Annotated in this window: 15 protein-coding genes; 5 read left to right on the forward strand and 10 right to left on the reverse strand. The window is 70.3% G+C overall.

All coding sequences use genetic code 11. The features are described from left to right. Positions 1-13: 13 nt before the first annotated feature. The 5 genes from AB0395_RS34375 to AB0395_RS34395 all read right to left on the reverse strand — a co-directional run bounded on the left by AB0395_RS34375 (position 14) and on the right by AB0395_RS34395 (position 4648). Positions 14-655 carry a CoA pyrophosphatase gene (locus AB0395_RS34375; protein WP_366288181.1) on the reverse strand — a complete coding sequence of 214 codons (642 nt, stop codon included), beginning with the start codon at positions 653-655 and terminating at the stop codon, positions 14-16. A 73-nt stretch (positions 656-728) separates the two neighbouring features. Further along, positions 729-1475, reverse strand: coding sequence for an endonuclease III (gene nth / locus AB0395_RS34380; RefSeq protein ID WP_366288182.1), 747 nt, complete (start codon positions 1473-1475; stop codon positions 729-731). Positions 1476-1606: 131 nt separating this feature from the next. Continuing rightward, positions 1607-2857 (reverse strand): transposase, encoded by a 1251-nt coding sequence (locus tag AB0395_RS34385; protein ID WP_366288183.1) that lies wholly within the window; start codon positions 2855-2857, stop codon positions 1607-1609. 88 nt (positions 2858-2945) lie between these two features. After that, entirely contained in the window at positions 2946-4025 is a 1080-nt protein-coding gene (locus AB0395_RS34390; protein ID WP_366288184.1) for a P1 family peptidase, read from the reverse strand. Next, the gene (locus tag AB0395_RS34395; protein ID WP_366288185.1) at positions 4022-4648 is read right to left on the reverse strand and encodes a TetR family transcriptional regulator C-terminal domain-containing protein; all 627 of its coding nucleotides are present in this window, start codon (positions 4646-4648) and stop codon (positions 4022-4024) included. The genes AB0395_RS34390 and AB0395_RS34395 overlap by 4 nt, the downstream gene beginning before the upstream one ends. Before the next feature lie 137 nt (positions 4649-4785). Here AB0395_RS34395 and AB0395_RS34400 point away from each other — a divergent pair, with 137 nt between their 5' ends. Then, a complete protein-coding gene (locus AB0395_RS34400) occupies positions 4786-6204 on the forward strand; it encodes an APC family permease (protein ID WP_366288186.1) in 1419 nt (472 codons plus the stop codon). Positions 6205-6537: 333 nt separating this feature from the next. Then, on the forward strand, positions 6538-7221 hold the full coding sequence (locus tag AB0395_RS34405) for a Crp/Fnr family transcriptional regulator (protein ID WP_366288187.1): 684 nt from the start codon (positions 6538-6540) through the stop codon (positions 7219-7221). 29 nt (positions 7222-7250) lie between these two features. Here the strand turns inward: AB0395_RS34405 and AB0395_RS34410 are convergent, their stop codons facing one another. The 4 genes from AB0395_RS34410 to AB0395_RS34425 form a co-directional block, all read right to left on the reverse strand. Next, positions 7251-8039 (reverse strand): MBL fold metallo-hydrolase, encoded by a 789-nt coding sequence (locus tag AB0395_RS34410; RefSeq protein WP_366288188.1) that lies wholly within the window; start codon positions 8037-8039, stop codon positions 7251-7253. A 61-nt stretch (positions 8040-8100) separates the two neighbouring features. Further along, positions 8101-8928, reverse strand: a complete 828-nt coding sequence (locus AB0395_RS34415; protein WP_366288189.1) for an NUDIX hydrolase — start codon at positions 8926-8928, stop codon at positions 8101-8103. 72 nt (positions 8929-9000) lie between these two features. Beyond that, on the reverse strand, positions 9001-9459 hold the full coding sequence (locus AB0395_RS34420; protein WP_366288190.1) for a RidA family protein: 459 nt from the start codon (positions 9457-9459) through the stop codon (positions 9001-9003). After that, on the reverse strand, positions 9456-9611 hold the full coding sequence (locus AB0395_RS34425; protein ID WP_221460272.1) for a DUF4177 domain-containing protein: 156 nt from the start codon (positions 9609-9611) through the stop codon (positions 9456-9458). The genes AB0395_RS34420 and AB0395_RS34425 overlap by 4 nt, the downstream gene beginning before the upstream one ends. 259 nt (positions 9612-9870) lie before the next feature. Here AB0395_RS34425 and AB0395_RS34430 point away from each other — a divergent pair, with 259 nt between their 5' ends. Then, a complete protein-coding gene (locus AB0395_RS34430) occupies positions 9871-10875 on the forward strand; it encodes an ArsA-related P-loop ATPase (RefSeq protein WP_366288191.1) in 1005 nt (334 codons plus the stop codon). Then, entirely contained in the window at positions 10872-12026 is a 1155-nt protein-coding gene (locus tag AB0395_RS34435) for an ArsA family ATPase (protein ID WP_366288192.1), read from the forward strand. The genes AB0395_RS34430 and AB0395_RS34435 overlap by 4 nt, the downstream gene beginning before the upstream one ends. 131 nt (positions 12027-12157) lie before the next feature. On the opposite strand, the gene AB0395_RS34440 is transcribed toward AB0395_RS34435, so the two are convergent. Beyond that, the gene (locus tag AB0395_RS34440; RefSeq protein WP_012887233.1) at positions 12158-12454 is read right to left on the reverse strand and encodes a WhiB family transcriptional regulator; all 297 of its coding nucleotides are present in this window, start codon (positions 12452-12454) and stop codon (positions 12158-12160) included. Positions 12455-12720: 266 nt separating this feature from the next. On the opposite strand from AB0395_RS34440, the gene AB0395_RS34445 reads away from it, so the two are divergent. Next, positions 12721-15015, forward strand: a complete 2295-nt coding sequence (locus AB0395_RS34445) for a transglycosylase domain-containing protein (protein WP_366288193.1) — start codon at positions 12721-12723, stop codon at positions 15013-15015. Positions 15016-15182 lie beyond the last annotated feature (167 nt).

Consider the following 15182-nt stretch of genomic DNA (forward strand, 5'->3'; position numbering starts at 1 on the left):
GGCCCGCGCCCGCTCAGCGTGAGGCGAGGTCGATGACGTCCTGGGGCATGTCCTCGATCCGCGACCGGTCCCAGGCAACCTCGAACCCCGAGCCGGTGAGCGCCCTGTCGAGCACCCCCGCGGTGAACCCCCACACCAGCAGCCCGCGCACCCGGAACGCGGGCCCCGCGATGCCGCTCGGGTGACGCAGGTTGAACCGGTTGACCGGGTCGGCCAGCTCGGAGATCGGGACCCGCTCAACCGACTCGACCTCGTCCGGTGAGGCGGCGTGCACGACGGACGGGGTGTGCCACCACCCCAGAACCGGGGTGACCCGGTTGTCGCTGCGCCAGATGTAGAGCTCGGGCATGGTGCCGACCACGTGGACGCCCGCCGGGTCGAGACCGGTCTCCTCCCTCGCCTCGCGCAGCGCGGCGCCGACCGGGCCACCGTCCTCCGGGTCGACCCCGCCGCCGGGGAAGGCGGGCTGCCCCGCGTGCCTGCGCCCTCGCGAGCTGCGCTGGATCAGGAGCACGTCGGGGCCGAGTGGTCCCTCGCCGAACAGCATGAGCACCGCGGCGGGACGGCCGCCGGCCTCTGGCGGGCGCAGGGCCAGAGGAACCGGTGTCCTCGCGACCCGTTCGGCCAGCGTCTCCAACCATCCGGGCACTTCCACGGGCACACCTCCGGTCTCTGCAACACGACGTCCTCCTTCGCGCTTCCCTGTCACGGAAGGCTTGTGGGTCACGTCACGAGAAGGGACCGGGACGCACCAGCTTGGCGGCCTGGGCGGGCTCGATGGGGCCGGTGCCGTACGAGGGGCAGAGCGCGGCGAGAGGGCACGCGCCGCAGGCGGGTTTGCGGGCGTGGCAGATGCGGCGGCCGTGCCAGATCAGGCGGTGGGAGGCCATGGTCCAGTCACGCTTGGCGATGAGCACGCCGACGATGTGCTCGATCTTGACCGGGTCGGTCTCCTCGGTCCACCCGAACCGCCGGACGAGCCGCTGGAAGTGGGTGTCCACCGTGATGCCCGGCACCCCGAACGCGTTGCCCAGCACCACGTTGGCGGTCTTACGGCCCACGCCGGGCAGCGTGACCAGGTCCTTGAGCTTTCCGGGGACCTCCCCTCCGTAGCGCTCGCACAGACCCTGCGCCATGCCGATGATGCTGTTGGCCTTCGCCCGGTAGAAGCCGGTCGACCGGATGATCTCCTCAAGCTCCGCGCGGTCGGCTCCGGCGTAGTCCTCGGCCGTTGGATACTTCGCGAAAAGCGCTGGGGTCACCATGTTGACCCGCTTGTCCGTGCACTGCGCGGACAGGATCGTCGCGACCAGCAGTTCGAGGGGGTTGGTGAAGTCGAGCTCGCAGTGCGCGTCCGGGTAGGTCTCGGCGAGGATCCGGTCCATCTGCCGCGCCCGCCGTACCAGCCCGAGCTGGGTCTCCGGCTTCCTGCGACGAGGCCGCCCCGGCCCCGCCGCCGTGTTCGTGGTCGCCATGTCGCAAGCGTAGGGCCTTGGCGGGCTCGGCGAGCGGTGTCCGGTGTCACCGCTCGCCGTACCGGGCCCTGGAGTGCCGCAAGAACCTGTTGACATCCTCCCCCGCTTGAAAGCGGAGGATTCCAACGTTCCTACGCCACTGAGGGGAGGATAAGTTGAGGTTCGCGGTTCGCAGGCCCGGCAACCCGGTCGCCTCCCCGCGCATTCACGGCATGCCCTGCCGCGATCGCGATATCTCTGATGTTGCACGCCGCGTTGACGTCGGCATTGGCCCAGTGCCCACAGGCCACGCACCGGAACACCGCTTGGCTCTCGCGATTGTCCCGGGCGATATGCCTGCAGACATTGCAGGTCAGCGACGTAAACGCCGGATCGACTCTCCACACACGGCCTGGGGCCTTGTGCTCCAGCCGCTCAACCAGCCGCCCCCACCCGCTGCCGAGCACGGCCCGGTTCAGGCCCGCCTTCTGCCGCACCTTCCGGCCGGGCGCCTCAAGCGTGCCCTTCGCCGACCGCGTCATGCTGCGGACCTTCAGATCCTCGACCGCGACGACGTCGAACCGGCGCGCCAGAGCGGTGCTGGTCTTCTCCACCCAGTCTTTGCGCCGGTCGGCCTCACGAGCCTTCAGCGCCGCAATCGCCGCCTTGACCTTGCCGCGCCGGGTGGAGCCGCGCCGGGCGCGGGCGAGCTTGCGCTGCAACCGCACCAGCCGGGCCTTCTCGCCCTCACGCAGGCCGGGCGCGTGCAACAGCTCGCCGGTGGACAGGGCCGTGCTGACCACCACCCCCCGATCCACCCCGGCCACCTCACCCGTGCCCGGCCCGGGAACCGGGGCGGGGATCGCGGCGAACGCCACATGCCACCGGCCCGCCCGATCCCGGGTGACCCGGAACGACCTCACCCCGCCGGGGACCGCGCGGGACCGGCGAAACCGCACCCACCCCACCTTGGGAATCCGCACCTCGCCGACCTTGCGCGACAGGCGCCGCACATCGTCCGGCCCGACCGCGACGATCCGGAAACCCTCGCCCCGCCCGCGCCTGCGCCAGGCCGGGCGCCGGTGGGTCTTACCGAAGAAGTTCGCCATCGCCTGGGCGAAGTCCTTGAGCGCCTGCTGCTGCACGATCACCGACCCGGCACGCAACCACGCGAACGCGGCCCGCGCCTCGGTCAGCTGACGGCACTGCTCGGCGAACCCCGGCGCGCCACTGCGGCCGGGCTTCCAGCAGGCGTGCTGCTCAACGGCCAGATTCCACACAAACCTCGCATGCCCGCAATGCTCCAGCAATGCCGCCTCCTGAGCAGGCGAAGGCTGAAGGCGAAAACGGGACACGCCGATCAACCTACCGACCGACACCGGCAGAAAGCAGGAGATCGCCATACCCGGCCGTGCCGCGTTTCCTCCCCGCCCTGAAGGACGGGGCCTCCACGCTGCAGGAACTTGGTGAACCCGCGGAGGCGTCCGATGACTACGGACGTCCGACAAGGTCGAGAAGCTGGGAGACAGACAGGGCGGGCGACCGGTGGCCGTTCCGGCCGACCATGGTCTCGGCCGCGAGGAGGGCGTTGAGCACGGCCTCCTCGACGGCCTCGACGACGGCCTCGAAGAAGTCGTCGAGACGGTTCCACGGGACGAAGCGCAGGTGCTCGTAGCCGGGCTCGCCCTCGGGGAAGCTCGCGGTCAGCGCGCCCGGGTTGCCGGTCGAGAAAGCCAGGAAGATGTCACCGGAGAAGTGCGACCCCGTGGTTCCGGTGCGGGCGAGGCCGAGCGGGACCCTGCGGGCCAGCGCGGTGCACTGCAGCGGCAGCAGCGGCGCGTCCGTGGCGATGACGGCGATGACGGAGCCGGATCCGGCCGGGGTCCGCCATTCGCCCTCCTGCATGGGGTTGTCGTCCGTGAGAGCCCGGCCGACGGGCACGCCGCAGACGGTCAGCTCCTTGCGGGAACCGAAGTTGGCCTGGACGAACGCCCCGACCGTGTAGGTGTCGGGCCCGTACCCGACCAGCCGTGAGGAGGTGCCGCTGCCGCCCTTGAAGCCGTAGCAGTTCATCCCGGTGCCGCCGCCGACCGAGCCCTCAGCGACAGGTCCAGGGCGGGCCGCGTCGATCGCCGCCATCGCGTGCGAGGGCTGGATGTGCGGCCCGTTGATGTCGTTGAGGTAGCCGTCCCAGGTCTCGGCGACGACGGGGAGCAGCCACTGCTCGGCGACCGCGGGCTTCTCACGGGCGACCCAGTCGATCACCCCACGATGGCACGGGCCGACGGCGTGGGTGTTGGTGACGAGCACCGGAAGCCTGAGGGACCCGGTCTCGCTGAGCCAGGACGTTCCCGTCATCTCGCCGTTGCCGTTGAGGGAGAACCACCCCGCGGCGCACGGCACGTCGAAGTCCGCGCGCCCGCGCGGCAGCAGGGCGGTGACGCCGGTGCGGACCGACTCCCCTTCGACCAGGGTGGTGTAGCCGACCTCGACCCCAGGCACGTCGGTGATGGCGTTGTCCGGTCCGGTACGGCCTGGCAGCGGCAGGCCGAGTTCGCGCGCACGAGTCATCGTTCGTCAGGTCCTTCCAGGTTTTCCAGATCACAGCCGGTCACGTCGGCCGCGTGGGTCAGCAGGAGGTGCTCGGCCTGCCGGGCGTCGAGGGTCGGCACCGCCTGTGTGACGTGAAGACCGAGGCCGTCCTCGAGCATGACGAGGTTGCGGGCGAGGGTGACGGCGTCGCGGGTCAGGGTGAACACCCCGGTCGCCGCTCCCGCCTCGAGAATGCCCGCGTACAGGGTGACCTGCCGCTCGCACAGGCGGATGTGCTGGGCCGAGTACGCGGGGTCCCTGCGGGCGTAGGTGCCCAGCTCGTAGAGCAGGATGCACAGCTCGTCGTCGCTGCCGGTGGGCAGTCCGGCGCGGATCATCCCGAGCAGGCGGCGCCTGGGGTCCGGCTCGCTCGACGCGGCCCGCTCCCTGTCGACGCAGAAGCGCTCGACCGCCTCAAGCTGCACCTCGCGCAGCAGGTCGGTCAGCGCGGGGAAGTAGTAGAGGACCGACCCCGTCGACATGTCCGCCTGCTCGGCCACGTCCCGAAGGCGCAGGTCGATGACGCCGTGCCGCAGGACCGCCTGGCGGGCCGCGGCGACGAGCTCGGCGCGTTTCTCATGTGCTCGGCTAGGTCGTGCCATGCCGGTGATTCTCTAGACATCGGTCAGGAAACGCAACCGGTACCCGTGACACACATCTTTTACGAGGAAGCATATTGACGCACCCGCCTCGATAGTTCTTTGATGCGTCATCAAGGAACCACGCCAAAGGAGGCGCCGTGACCCCCCACGACACGAGCCCGTCCGCATCCGTACCGGCGGACGCCGCCCATCCCCACCTGCATCGGGGCCTGAAGCTCCTCGGGACCCTGTTCATCACGTTGTCGGCGATCTCGCCCGCGTCGTCGGTGTTCATCATCGCGCCGGGCGTCATCTCCGGTGCGGGCTCGGGGGCCTTCACGGCCTTCCTGGTCGCGGGTGTCGTGGGGGTCTTCATGGCCTTCGTCTACGCCGAGCTCGGCTCGGCGTATCCGCTCAGCGGGGGCGAGTACGCGATCGTGGCCCGCACCTTCGGGCGACTGCCGGGATTCGTCGTCCTCGGCCTGTTCATGGTCACCCAGCTGCTCATCATCGCGGTGATCGCACTTGGCGTCGGCACCTACCTGGCGGTGCTCTTCCCCAGCCTGCACGCCCCGACCGTCGCGGCCGTGACCACCGTCATCGCCACCGTGCTGGCCGTCTTCGACATCAAGCTCAACGCCTGGGTCACCGGAATCTTCCTGGCCATCGAGATGGTCGCCCTGGTCGTGGTGAGCGCGCTCGGCTTCCTCAACCCCCAGCGCTCCCTGACCGACCTGGTGCTGCACCCGGTGGTCGCGGGACAGAACGGCACGGTCGTGGCGGCCTCCGCCGGAGTGATCGGAGCCGCGACCGCCGTCGCGCTCTTCGCCTACAACGGGTACGGCGCGGCGGTCTACCTCGGCGAGGAGACCCAGGACGCCCACCGCGGCATCGCCAAGACCATCCTGTGGGCCCTGGGCATCACCGTCGCCGCCGAGCTGATCCCGGTCACCGCCGTGCTCATGGGGTCGCCCTCGCTCCCCGGCCTCTTCGGCGCGAGCAACATGATGGAGTACTTCATCACCGCCCGCGCCGGATCGACGCTGAACAACGTCATCAGCCTCGTCGTCGCCCTGGCCATCTTCAACGCCGTCCTCGCCATCATCCTCGTGACCGCCCGCATGATCTTCAGCACGGGCCGCGACACCACCTGGCCGTCCCCGGTCAGCCGCGCGCTCGCCTCGATCCACCCCCGCTACGGCAGCCCGTGGATCGCCACCATCGGGGCCGGGGTCGTCGGCGCCGGGTTCTGCTACGCCGACGAGCAGTTCCTGCTGGTGGTCACCGCCACCACGATCATCGCCGTCTACGCCGCGCTCTGCGTCTCGACCATCACCGGGCGCCGCAACGGCTCGACCGCACACGCCGTCTACCGGATGCCGTGGTTCCCCGTCGCGCCGATCCTGGCCCTGGTGGCCATCGGCTACGTCGCCTACCGCAACTTCCTCGACCCGGCGGTCGGCCGTCCCAGCCTCTACATCACCGTCGGCATCGCCGTCGTCTTCGCCGCCTACTACATGCTGGTCCTGCGCCGCCGCGGCGAGTGGGAGCTCCGCGGCGCGGCCGACGACGACTGACGGGCCGCCGACTACCCAGCGCCGGGCCCACGCCCGCCGTCCCGGCCCGTCTCGCTCCTTCCGCCCGTGCGCCGCACAGGCGGGAGGGGTACAGCCGGGAGGACTCGACCCGGGGCCCATGAGAGGGGTGCCGGAGTCGAGTTCACCATGTTCATATGGGTAGATTTCCGGAAGAACATGGTCCGTTCGCAAACGTAACGGACCATGACAAGCCAGAACTCACCCGCGGGACCGCCGTCACGGAGTCCCGAGCGGCCCAGCACAAGGGCCCCTTGAGAGTGGCTCGGTGGGATAGGTCACAATAACTGCGTGAGCCGTGAACCAGGAGGCACAGTGAACAACACTGACGACGTGCTGGCCAAGGCGCCTCTGTTCTCGGCGCTCGACCGTGAGGGCGCCGCCGCGCTGCGTACGAGTGTCTCGGAGGTCGAGCTGTCCAAGGGGCAGACCCTGTTCAGCGAGAACGAGACCGGGGACCGCCTCTACGTGGTGCTCGAAGGCAAGATCAAACTGTCCAGGACCGCCCCCGACGGCAGGGAGAACCTGCTCAGCGTGCTCGGTCCCGGCGAGATGTTCGGCGAGCTCTCGCTGTTCGACCCCCGTCCCCGTACGGCCTCGGCGACCGCGCTGACCGACGTCCGCCTGGCCGGGCTCGGCCACGACGACCTCCGCCCGTGGCTGACCGGCCGCCCCGAGGTCGCCCTGCATCTGCTGCGCGCCCTGGCCCAGCGGCTGCGCCGTACCAACGACGTGCTGGCCGACCTGGTCTTCACCGACGTGCCGGGACGGGTCGCGAAGGCCCTGCTCGACCTGGCGGAACGCTTCGGCCAGCGGATCGACGACGGCGTCCGGGTCCACCACGACCTCACCCAGGAGGAGCTGGCCCAACTGGTCGGCGCCTCGCGCGAGACCGTGAACAAGGCCCTGGCCGACTTCGCCCAGCGCGGCTGGCTGCGCATCGAGGCCAAGGCCGTGGTCATCATGGACCTGGAGCGCCTGCACAACCGCTCACGCTGAGTTCATGGCGACGCCTTCGGCGTCGCGACCTACCCGTCGAGGTAGGAGAGCTGGGCGCGGACCGACATCTCCGCGGCGGGCCAGAGCGACCTGTCGACCTCCGCGTAGACGATCTCGACGATCTCCCGCACCGTCGTGGCCCCCTGCTTCCTGGCCTGACGGATCTGGTCGAGCCGCTGCCTGCGGTGCGCGATGTAGCCGTCGAGCGCGCCGATCGGGTCGGGCAGCACCGGGCCGTGCCCCGGCAGCAGCGCCCGCGCGCCAACCCGCTCGACCGTGGCCCGCAGGCGGTCGAGGGAGCGCAGGTAGTCGCCGAGGTCCCCGTCGGGGGCGATCACGGTCGTGCCCCTGCCGAGCACGGTGTCGCCGGTGAGCACGGCCTCGTCCTCGGGCAGCCAGAAGCAGAGCGAGTCGAACGAGTGGCCGGGCGTGCCGACGACGTGCAGCTCGAGGCCGCCGACCGTGAGCACGTCGCCGTCGGCGAGCCCCTCCGCTCCGAGCCTGTGCCGGGGGTCCAGTGCCCTGACAGGCGCGCCGACCAGCTCGGCGAACCTCCCCGCGCCGCCGCTGTGGTCGTCGTGGCCGTGGGTGAGCAGAACCGCCTCGACCCTCCGCCCCTCCAGGTGGCCGGTGACCCGCCGCAGGTGGGACTCGTCGTCGGGGCCGGGGTCGACGACCAGCACGTCCTCACCGCCGCCGATCACCCAGGTGTTGGTGCCGTCCAGGGTCATGGCGGACGGGTTGGGGGCGAGGAGGTTGAGTGTGTTGGCGGTCCCGGCGCCGTCGGGACCGTCGAGGGGAATCCGCAGCCCGCTCATCGGGCGCCTCCTTCTGGCCGCTCGCGGATCGCGTCACCGGGCGCTCCCGCCCGCCGCGCGTTCATTCAGCACCGGACCCGTAGTCGTCGTCGAGCACGATGCGCATCTCTCCGTCGACCTCCGCGACACCGGGCATGAAGGTGACGATCTCACGTTCGGTCGCGAGGACGTCGGCCACGGTCCGGTGAACGGAGATCTCCTTGAGGGTGCGGTAGGTCGGACGCATCAGGAAGATCCGGCCGTCCCGGGACTGCTCGAGCGCGTCTGCGGGCCGTACCCAGGCGACCTGGTCGGCCTCGCCGCCGACGTCGCGGGTGCGCTGGCCCGGCGGAAGCGCGGCGACGAAGAACCGGGTGTCGAAGCGCTTCGTCTCGACCGTCGGGGTGATCCAGTGCCCCCAGGGACGCAGCAGGTCGGAACGGAGGACCAGCGAGCGCCTGGCCAGGAAGTCGGCGAACGACAGGCTTCTGTCGATCAGGGCGAGCCGGTCCGCCTCCCAGTCGTCACCGGTGGTGTCGGCGATCACGGCCCGCTCCGAGGGCCCGGCGAGCAGCACGCCCGACTCCTCGAACGTCTCCCGCACCGCGGCGCAGACCAGGCCGCGCGCGGTGCTCTCCGCCGCGCGGAAGACCCGCCCCCACTCGGCGGGCGACGGGCCCGCCCAGGAGATCGCGTGATCGGTGTCGCGCGGGTCGACCGACCCGCCGGGGAAGACGTAGGCCCCGGCGGCGAAGGCCATGCTCGCCTTGCGCCTCAGCAGGTAGACCTCGACCCCCTCACGGAGGAGGACGACGGTCGCGGCATCACGGGCCGGGACGGGCTCAACCCGCCCGGCCAGGATGTCGCGCGCGCGCTCGCCCAGCTCGCCGTGAAGCGGAATCCCGCTCATTCAGCCCCTCCACCAGAGCAATACTCGGTTTTGGGACCCATGATGTGGTACGGCTCCCGCTCCCGACAAACGTCAGCCGACCTCGGCGATCAGTTCGACCTCGACCGGCGCGTCCAGCGGCAGGACGGCGACGCCGACCGCGCTGCGGGCGTGCTTGCCCGCCTCCCCGAGAACCTCGGCGAGCAGCTCGCTGGCGCCGTTGACCACCTGCGGCTGGCCGGAGAAGGCCGGGTCACTGGCCACGAAGCCGACGACCTTGACGATCCTGACGATGCCCGAGAGATCCCCGATCACCGACCCGACCGCGGCGAGCGCGTTGAGCGCGCAGGTCCTGGCCAGCTCACGGGCCTCCTCCGGGCTCACCTCCGCGCCGACCTTGCCGGTCGCCACGAGCTTGCCGTCGACCATCGGGATCTGGCCCGAGGTGTAGACGTAGTTTCCGGAACGAACGGCGGGGACGTAGGACGCCAGCGGCGTCACCACCTCGGGGAGCGTCAGGCCCAGCTCGGCGAGCCTCTCCTCCGGCGTCACTGCTTCGGCCGCTTCAGGTAGGCGACCAGCTGCTCGGGGTTCGGCCCCGGCACGACCTGGACGAGCTCCCAGCCGTCCTGGCCCCAGTTGTCGAGAATCTGCTTGGTCGCGTGCACCAGCAGCGGCACCGTCGAGTACTCCCATTGCGTCATGTGGGACACATTAGCGAGAGGCGCCGGGGCGGACAGCCGTCCTCCCGCTTACCGCCCTCCGGGCACGCCCGTGCCCCGCTCCGGGAGGCCAGGGCGAGAACCGGGGAGACCGGGTTGTGAGAATCGGCATACTCTCCGGCCCCGCCCCATTACGGACACCTCACGGTACGCGTTCCGCACGCCTTTCCCGGCGCAGCCGGGGTTCCGTGGTGGACGGTCCGGGCGAATCGTCAAGTGGCCGTTGGGTAGCCTTCGAAGCGTGAGAGCTCGCGACACCGATTGGGACGGCGTACGCCTCCATGTCGTCACCGGTAAGGGCGGCACCGGAAAGACCACGGTGGCCGCCGCCCTCGCCCTCGCCCTCGCCTCAGGCGGGCGCAAGGTGCTGCTGGTCGAGGTCGAGGGCAGGCAGGGAATCGCACAGGTCTTCGACCTGCCGCCGCTGCCGTACGAGGAACGGAAGATCGCCATCGCGCCCGGCGGTGGAGATGTGTACGCCCTGGCCATCGACCCCGAAGAGGCCATGCTCGAATACCTCGAGATGTTCTACGGCATGCGCAGGGCGGGCAAGGCCCTCACCAAGATGGGCGTCGTCGACTTCGCGACCACCATCGCCCCCGGCTTCCGCGACGTCCTGGTCACCGGCAAGACGAGCGAGGCGGTGCGGCGTAAGGACAAGACCGGCAGGCGAATCTACGACGCGGTCGTGCTCGACGCGCCGCCGACGGGGCGGGTCGCCCGTTTCCTCAACGTCACCAACGAGGTCGCCGGGCTCGCCAGGGTTGGCCCGATCAAGAACCACGCCGACCTGGTGAACGGCGTCGTCGCCTCCCCGGAGACCGCGGTGCACTTCGTCACGCTCCTGGAGGAGATGCCGGTCCAGGAGACCCTGGACGGGATCGGCGAGCTGCGGGAGGCGGGCCTGCCACCCGGCGGGATCTTCACGAACATGGTCAGGGAGTCGCTGCTCCCCGCCTCGGTCCTCGACGTCGCGGCCAAGGGCCGGTTCGACGCGGCCGAGCTGGCGCTCGGGCTGAAGGCCGCCGGGCTTGCCGAGGGCGGCGCGGATGCGACCGCCGTGGCCGAGGCGCTGGCCGAGGAGATCGCCGAGCATGCCCACCGCACCCGGCTCGAACGCCGCGAGAGGCGGTCGCTGGACACCTCGGGCAGGCCCCGCTACGAGCTGCCGCTGCTGGCCGACGGGGTCGACCTGGCGGGGCTGTACGAACTGGCCGAATCGATCCACGCGCAGGGAGCGGCATGAGCGAGCGTGAACGGTCCGCCAGGCACAGGACCGTCCCGGTTCTCGACCTCGACGCGATCATCGACGATCCGGGCACCAGGATCGTGGTCTGCTGCGGTTCCGGCGGCGTCGGCAAGACCACGACGGCGGCGGCGCTCGGGCTGCGCGCGGCCGAGCGTGGCCGTTCGGCCGTGGTGCTCACCGTCGACCCCGCCAGACGCCTCGCACAGTCGATGGGACTCACCGAGCTCGACAACACCCCGCGCCCTGTCGCCGGGGTGAAGGGCGAGGGCAGGCTGCACGCCATGATGCTCGACATGAAGCGCACCTTCGATGAGATCATCGAGGCGCACGCGGACCCCGAGCGAGCCCGCCAGATCCTGACGAACCCCTTCTACCAGTCTCTGTCGTCCAGCTTCTCCGGCACCCAGGAGTACATGGCGATGGAGAAGCTCGGCCAGCTCCGCCGTTCGGGCGACTGGGACCTGATCATCGTAGACACCCCGCCGTCCCGTTCCGCGCTGGACTTCCTCGACGCGCCGGAACGGCTCGGCCGCTTCCTCGACGGCAGGCTCATCCGGCTGCTCATGGCCCCGGCGAAGGCGGGAGGGCGCAGCGCGTTCAAGCTGCTCAACGCCGGGTTCGGCATCGTGGCCGGCGCCCTGACCAAGCTGCTCGGCGCGCAGGTGCTCAAGGACCTGCAGACGTTCGTCTCCGCGCTCGACGCCGTCTTCGGCGGGTTCAGGGCCAGGGCCGAGCAGACCTACAAGCTTCTGCAGGCCCCGGGAACCGCCTTCGTCGTCGTGGCCGCGCCGGAGCGCGACGCCATGCGCGAGGCGTCCTACTTCGTGGAGAGGCTGGCCGAGGAGCGCATGCCCCTGGCCGGGCTCGTGGTGAACCGAGTGCACCGCGCGCCCGCGGCCGTGCTGTCGGCCGCGCGCAGCACCGCGGCGGCGGAGGACCTCGAGGCACGGGGTGAGCACGAGCTCACCTCCGCCGTCCTGCGCCTGCACGCGGGCCGGATGCAGCTGGCCGCACGCGAGCACCGCGAGCAGGAGCACTTCGTCTCCGCCCATCCCACGGTGCCCGTCGCCCAGGTTCCCGCCATGTCCGAGGACGTGCACGACCTGGAGGGCCTGCGCCGGGTCGGTGAGCTGCTGGCAGCCCAGTAGCGCCCTGGGCCTGCCGGGCTCCGGCGGAAGCCCGCCCTCGGAAACGTGGGAATCCCGGCTCTCGGGTCACGTCCGGCGGACATAGGTGTACGGCTGGCGCGCCGCGCCAGCCGTACGGGATCGGCGCGAACTCAGCCGGCGATCAGCTCGTTCGTTCGCTCGTACTCCTCTTTGGCCAACTCCAGCAGGTCCCGCCAGGAGTCGACGTCCGGTCGCCGGCGCAGCAGCGCCCGGCGTTCGCGCTCGGTCATCCCGCCCCACACCCCGAACTCGATGCGGTTGTCCAGCGCATCGGCGAGGCACTCGGTCCGGACCGGGCATCCTCGGCAGATCAGCTTCGCCCGGTTCTGGGCAGCGCCCTGAACGAACAGCGCGTCAGGATCCGCACCCTTACAGGCCGCACGGGAGGTCCAATCCGTGATCCACATTCGACCCCACTCCCCTTAGGTGGTCAGTCGTGACTTGGGGCCGACGGGCGCGGGCGTCGAGCCTCCGTATTCAGTTGCCGCAGAAAGAGAACGTACGCAATCAGACGTTCGGGCCGACAGACCCCGGCGGGACCAATTTCTCACATGGTCATCGGCGGCCATCTGGCCGGGAATGACTAGTCATCTGTGTCCGATACAGGGGCGAGTCAAGACGAAATAGTGTTCCGTTACCGTTTGGGTCATCCGTCCGACGTACTCTTGGACTCGTGCAAGCTGAAGGCAAAGCTCAGGGGTCCGTGCTCGGGGGCATCGCGAACGTGGCGCGACTGCTCGCCGCGGCCGCCGTCACGGGCGTGCTGGTCGCCGCCGTCGCGTTCCCCGCGGTCGGCGGTGCGGGGATGACCGTCAAGTCGGCCACGGAGGAGTTGCACCTGCTCCCCGAGGAGCTCCCCGAGCCTCCCCTTGCGGAGAAGACCACCCTGCTCGACGCGAACGGCAAGCAGTTCGCACAGTTCTACTTCGAGAACCGCGAGTCGGTGAAGCTCGACCAGGTCGCCGACATCATGAAGACCGCGATCGTCTCGATCGAGGACTTCCGGTACTACGAGCACGGCGCGATCGACCCCGAGGGCACGCTCCGCGCGGCGGTGAAGAACTTCGCGGGCGGCGGAGGCGTCCAGGGCGGATCCTCCATCACCCAGCAGTACGTCAAGCTTGTGCTGTTCAACGCCGCGGAGACCCCCGAGGAGCGGGCCGCCGCGGTCGAGCAGACCCTCTCCCGCAAGCTGAACGAGCTTCGCTACGCACTTGCCATCGAGGAAAAGTACACCAAGTCGGAGATCCTCGAGCGCTATCTCAACATCGCCTACTTCGGCGCGGGCGCCCACGGGATCCAGGCCGCCTCCAAGCGGTTCTTCGGCAAGCCCGCCGCCAAGCTGACCCTGACCGAGGCCGCGACGCTGGCCGGGGCCGTACAGAACCCCAACCGGACCGACCCGAACGCGGGCAAGGCGAGCCGCGCGCGGCTGCTCGAACGGCGCAACACCGTCCTGAACCGGATGGCCGAGCTCGGCAAGATCACACAGCAGGAGGCCGCGGAGGCCAAGGCGAAGAAGCTCGGGTACAAGGACGTCTCCGTCCCCGGCGGCTGCGACGAGAGCCCCTACCCCTACTTCTGCCTCTACGCCCAGAACGAGATCCTCAACAACGAGGCCTTCGGCAAGTCCCCCGAGCAGCGCCAGAAGCTGCTCCAGCGGGGCGGGCTGACGATCAAGACGACGCTCGACCCGAAGGCGCAGGCGGCCTCGGAGAAGGCCATCAAGAAGTTCGTGAACGCCGGCGACAAGCCGGTCGCCGCGCAGGCGATGGTCGTGCCCGGCACCGGCGCCATCAAGGCGATGGCCGCCAGCCGCGACTTCGGGCGTAACAAGAAGAAGAACCAGATGAGCTACAACCTTGCGGGCGACGTCCAGCACGGCGGCGGCACGGGCTTCCAGGCCGGGTCGACCTTCAAGGTCTTCACCCTGCTCACCGCCCTGGGCAAGGGCTTCAAGCTCGACGACGGCTTCAGTACGGGCGCGGCCTACACCGCCTCCGGCTATGGCGCGTTCCGCGACTGCAAGGGCAACGGGGTCGGCGACCCGAACCACGACATCCACAACTCCAGCGAGGGCGGCGGCGGCTTCAAGACCCTGACCACCGGCACCCTCGGCTCGGTCAACACCTTCTTCATGCGCCTGGAGCAGGAGGTCGGCCTCTGCGAGGTGGTCAAGACCGCCAAGAGCCTCGGCATCAAGCGGGCCGACGGCAACAAGCTCGGCGAGTACGAAACCTTCACGCTCGGCATCAACGAGATGGACCCGGTGACGGTCGCCGCCGCCTACGCGGCGATCGCCGCGCGCGGCGCCTACTGCAAGCCGATGGCCATCACCGAGATCCGCGACCGCAACAACAAGGCCACCGCCTACAAGCCCAAGTGCGAGCAGGTCCTGGACGAGGAGGTCACCGACGCGGCCGCCCACATCATGTCCGGGGTGTTCACCAAGGGCACGATGAGCGAGTACGGCGGCATCGGCCGTCCGGCGGCGGGCAAGACCGGCACCACCGACGGCTACACCGCCGCCTGGTTCGCCGGGTTCACCCCCGACCTCGCCTCCGCGGTCAGCCTGGGCGACCCGCGCGGCGCCTTCCAGCACGACCTGACGGGCGTGACCATCGGCGGCACGTACTACCCCTACGTGTACGGCGCCACGATCTCCGGACGGATCTGGAAGTACTCCATGATCGACGCGCTGAAGGGCGTGACCCCGACCCCGTTCACCCCGGTGAACGCCGAACGCTTCGGCGGCTGCTCCGGCGGCAGGTGCGCGCCCAAGGCTCCGCCGAAGCCCGACGACCACGGCAACGGCCCCACCCGCGACAACGGCGACGGCCCGCCGGACGACGGCAACATCGAGAACAACGGCCGTGGCCGTGGGAACGGCAACGGCAACGGCAACGGCGGTGACCGGCCCGGCGGCGGCAACGACACCACCGACTTCGGCGGCCAGATCACCCCGTAGGGCTCCCGCCCCCGTCTCCGCTCCCAGATGACGCCAGAGGCCCTCCCCGGTTCGGGGAGGGCCTCTGCGTACGGCACGGCCACGCGGACCGTGGGGAAGCTCTCAGGGCCCGCACGCGGGTAAGCGGGCTCCCGCCCGGCGAATCCCGGGGCGGCTCGTCCGAGGGA

Origin of the sequence: Streptosporangium sp. NPDC051023 (assembly GCF_040689595.1) — a bacterium.
Classification (GTDB): Bacteria; Actinomycetota; Actinomycetes; order Streptosporangiales; family Streptosporangiaceae; genus Streptosporangium.